The sequence below is a fragment of the Lamprobacter sp. genome (genome assembly GCF_034860625.1).
Taxonomy (GTDB): Bacteria; Pseudomonadota; Gammaproteobacteria; order Chromatiales; family Chromatiaceae; genus Lamprobacter.
In genome coordinates this window covers 1-3,797 of sequence record NZ_JAYESN010000269.1, presented here as the reverse complement: position 1 = coordinate 3,797, position 3,797 = coordinate 1, and the positions used below count along the sequence as shown (strand labels likewise).

The following is a 3,797-nucleotide window of genomic DNA, read 5'->3' as shown; positions in this document are numbered from 1 at the left end:
CGCACCGGCCAGTGGGCCGGCATCGATCCACCGCGCTTCGGCCCGCTGTGCGAGCGCACCTTCACTGGGCGCATCAAACGCAATGACACCTGGCAGGATCTCGAGAGCAGCGTCAGCTTCCCCGAGTGGTGCGAGGTGACCGTCTATCGCATCGTCGCCGGTCAGCGCTGTGCCTTCACCGAACCGGTGTTCTGGCTCGAGACCTACGCCCGCTATGGCGGTGCCTTCTCCGAGCTGCCGGCCGATATGTGGCTGAAGCGCCCGCGCGGACAGCTGATGAAATGTGCCAAGGCCGCTTCGCTGCGCGCCGCCTTCCCCGAGGAGGCGACCTACACCGCCGAAGAGATGGAAGGCAAGGTGATCGAGAGCGATACGCCCTTGCCAATGGCGGGGGCGACGCAGGTGATCGAGAGCGATACGCCCTTGCCAATGGCGGGGGCGACGCAGGAGATCGGCTCAACGAAGCCTCGATCGAGGCCAACCGAGGCAAAAACCAACGACGCCGGGACCGCTGAGTCAAAAACGCCCGCGCAAGCCTCTTCAACGCCAGAGACAGCCGCCGTTGCGGAGACGCTGCCCAGCGATGCCGAGCCCGAAGCAACGATGAAACCGCGCATCGACAAGGTCATTGCCCGCGCGGCCGAGAATGCCGCCTGGACTCAGGCCGAGCAGTATCTGCGCGATCGCTGCAGTGGCGCCGATCTGGCCTATGCCCTGCAGGCACTGGCGGTGGCTCAGACCCAGCCGCAAACCGACAAGCCGTCGCACGCCGACGCCGAGCAACGTCAGGCCGCCTGAACCGGCCTGCCTCCATTCCCCCCTGCCGGGAGCACCTCCCGGTTGGGATCGGTGCGCCCGGCTCACCGAGGACCACCGATGAAGATCATCGATATCGCCCAACGCACACCAGTCTGGCACCAGTGGCGCGCCCAGGGCATCACCGCCTCCGAGGCGGCGATCATTCTCGATCGCTCGCCCTACAAGACGCGCTGGCGACTCTGGGCCGAGCGCACTGGACTCGCCCGTGCGGCGGATCTGTCACGCAACCCACAGGTGCAGCGCGGCAACCAGCTCGAAGATGCCGCACGGCAGTGGTTTGAACAGGCCTATGACACCCTGTTGATGCCGCTGTGCGCGGAAGCGGACGACGAGCCGATCCTGCGCGCATCCTTCGATGGCATCAACGATGCCGGCGAGCCGGTGGAGCTGAAGGTGCCAAGTGAACGAACCTATCGCACCGTTTGCACGCAGGGACGCGAGGCTGAGGCCTATCGGCTGTATCTGCCGCAGGTGCAGCATCAACTCTATGTCGCCGGCGCCGAAAAAGGCTATCTGGTGTTCCATCAGGATGCGCAGACCAATACCGTGTTTGAGATCGCCCGCGATGCCGATCTGATCGACACCTTGGTCGAACAGGCGCTCGCCTTTTGGGCACTGATCCAGCAACGCCAGGAGCCGGCCAAGGACCCACTGCGGGATCTCTACCTCCCGCCGCCTGAACAAGCGGAGGACTGGAACGTGCTCGCCGGTCGCTATCGAGACGCCTGGCGTGAAGCCCGAGCGCATGAGGCCGATGTCAAACGCTGCAAGGCCGAGCTGGATCAGCTGCAGACCGATCTGGTGGCGATGATGGGCGAGGCCCTGATCGCTGAGTCGGCCGGACTGCGCATCACGCGCTTCTGTGCCAATGGCAGCGTTGACTATCCTGCCTTGCTGAAAGCGCTCTTGCCCGACCTGGCGAGCGACAAGCTCGAGCAGTTCCGGCGCAAGCCGAGTGAGCGGGTGCGCGTCACCGTGCAGGAGGACCCGGCCAAGGCGGCGATCGACTTCGATGCCGAGGCCGTGGCAGAAGCGGCGAAACAGGCGGCGGCAAAAGATTTCTACTTTTGAAATGCGGCCTCTGACCTCGCCTCACGCTAACTGACCTTCAAGTCGGCGCTAAGCGACATTCAACCCCAGACCGTCCTGCCTGCGGGCAGGCGGTCTGCTCCAGAATCTGGCCACCGTGCAGGTCCTGCGGCAGACCGCTGTGCTTTGCCGTGCGCTTGTCGGAGCGCCTTACAAGACCCGACCTCATCACCCGGCTGCCGAATGGCAGCCTTGATCCACCCCGAGGGGAGCCTGACTCCCTGCCGGGGACGTCGGTCTCTCCTCACCCAGGAGAAACGCCCCATGTCGATGACCCAACGCTTCGATGTCGCCACCACCTTCGCCATCCAGGCCCCGCGCGGACTCGAGATCGAAGGCTTCGCCGATGAGGACCATCCGCAGATCCCGGCCAAACAGCCCTATGTGTTTCGCCAGGGCCTGAACGCCGTGTTGGCCTTTCTGCGCGCCGCCGAGGGCGATGCGCTGTTGCTCAGCGGCCCGACCGGCTGCGGCAAGACCTCGCTGATCCGCCAGGTCGCCGCCCGGCTCAATTGGCCGGTGCAGGAGGTGACCTGTCATGGGCGCATGGAGCTGAGCGACCTGCTTGGCAGCTTTCAGCTGAGCAACGCCAGTACGCGCTTTGTGTACGGTCCCTTGGCGCTCGCCGCGCGCGAGGGTCATCTGCTGATCCTCAACGAGCTGGATCTGATGGACCCAGCCGAGCTGGCCGGACTCAACGACATCGTCGAGGGCGCCCCCTTGGTGATCGCCCAGAATGGCGGTGAGCTGATCCGCCCGCATCGGAAGTTTCGCGTCATCGCCACCGGCAACAGTGTCGGTGCCGGTGATCAGACCGGGCTCTATCAGGGCGTGCTGCGTCAGAACCTGGCGTTTTTGGACCGGTTTCGCGTGCTGCGGGTGAGCTATCCGGAGCCAGAGGTCGAGCAGTCGTTGCTCGCTGAGCTGGTCCCGGCCCTGCCACGGGAGATCGCCGACAAGCTGGTGGTCGTCGCCAATGAGGTGCGGCGACTGTTCATGGGCGAAAGCGCCGATCATCTGACCGGCAACGCCGGGCAGAGCGAGCTGACGCTGACGCTCTCGACCCGCGCCCTGGTGCGCTGGGCGCGGCTGACGGTGACCTTCAAGGGGGCGCCGAATCCGCTGGCTTATGCGCTGGATCAGGCCTTGACCGCGCGTGCGGTGGCCGAGGAGCGTGAAGCCATCCATCGCATCGCCGCTGATGTGCTTGGACCGCTCTGGAGCGGGGCGCAATGAGCGATCCGGAGCCGACGCCCTGGCAGCTGTTTCGCTATCGGCATGCGCACGGTGGCTCGAAGGACTGGGCCTATCGCCGCCGCACGGACGGCGACCTCGATGTCTGCTGGGGGCGCACCGGTCAGGTGAGCCAGCAGCGCCGTTATCCAGCCATTGAGGGACTGCGGATTCTGCGGCGGGCGGCTGAGAAGCAGTCGAAGGGGTATGTGCTGCTAGGCCAGGCGGTGCTGAAGGATCAGCGCCTTGAGCTGTTCTCGACGCCCTTGTCCGCGTCTTCAGCACCAACGCCGGCGCCGTCCCCGCCTCCCCCTCAAGCCTTGCCAACCGCATCGGCCGTCGATCTGTCGCGGATCGCGGTTGGCAAAGACGACTTTTGGTTCTGAAGGCCACCCTCTTTCCATCACTGCCGCGCGGTCGTCATCGAGACACCGCGCAGGGAGCAACCGAATGAATACAGACTCCATTCCGGCACCCACACCTGAGGTGCTGCGCTTGACCGATCAGACAACGCTGTTTCTGATCGATTACCACATCTGGTCCGGGCGCAAGAAGCTGCGTCCGGAAGACCTGCGCATGGGCCAGGATCGCCCGCCCGATGAATTGATCTCCTTGGGCAGTAAGAAGGTCTGCGACCCGCAGGCGCTGCGGGTCTT

General features: G+C 65.1%; 5 protein-coding genes. All 5 read left to right on the top strand.

Going from position 1 to position 3,797, the window contains the following annotated elements:
- Window positions 1-798: recombinase RecT (locus tag VBE63_RS25825; RefSeq protein WP_323685870.1), on the top strand; the 798-nt coding region annotated here is incomplete at its 5' end.
- 78 nt (window positions 799-876) lie between these two features.
- Complete coding sequence (locus VBE63_RS25820) at window positions 877-1,890, top strand: lambda-exonuclease family protein (RefSeq protein ID WP_323685869.1); 1,014 nt, start codon at window positions 877-879, stop codon at window positions 1,888-1,890.
- Between the two features lie 282 nt (window positions 1,891-2,172).
- Window positions 2,173-3,144, top strand: coding sequence for an AAA family ATPase (locus VBE63_RS25815; RefSeq protein ID WP_323685868.1), 972 nt, complete (start codon window positions 2,173-2,175; stop codon window positions 3,142-3,144).
- A complete protein-coding gene (locus VBE63_RS25810) occupies window positions 3,141-3,527 on the top strand; it encodes a hypothetical protein (protein ID WP_323685867.1) in 387 nt (128 codons plus the stop codon). Before VBE63_RS25815 ends, VBE63_RS25810 begins: the two co-directional genes overlap by 4 nt.
- 64 nt (window positions 3,528-3,591) lie before the next feature.
- Window positions 3,592-3,797 (top strand): DUF3150 domain-containing protein (locus VBE63_RS25805; protein ID WP_323685866.1); only part of this gene is annotated, 206 nt, incomplete at its 3' end.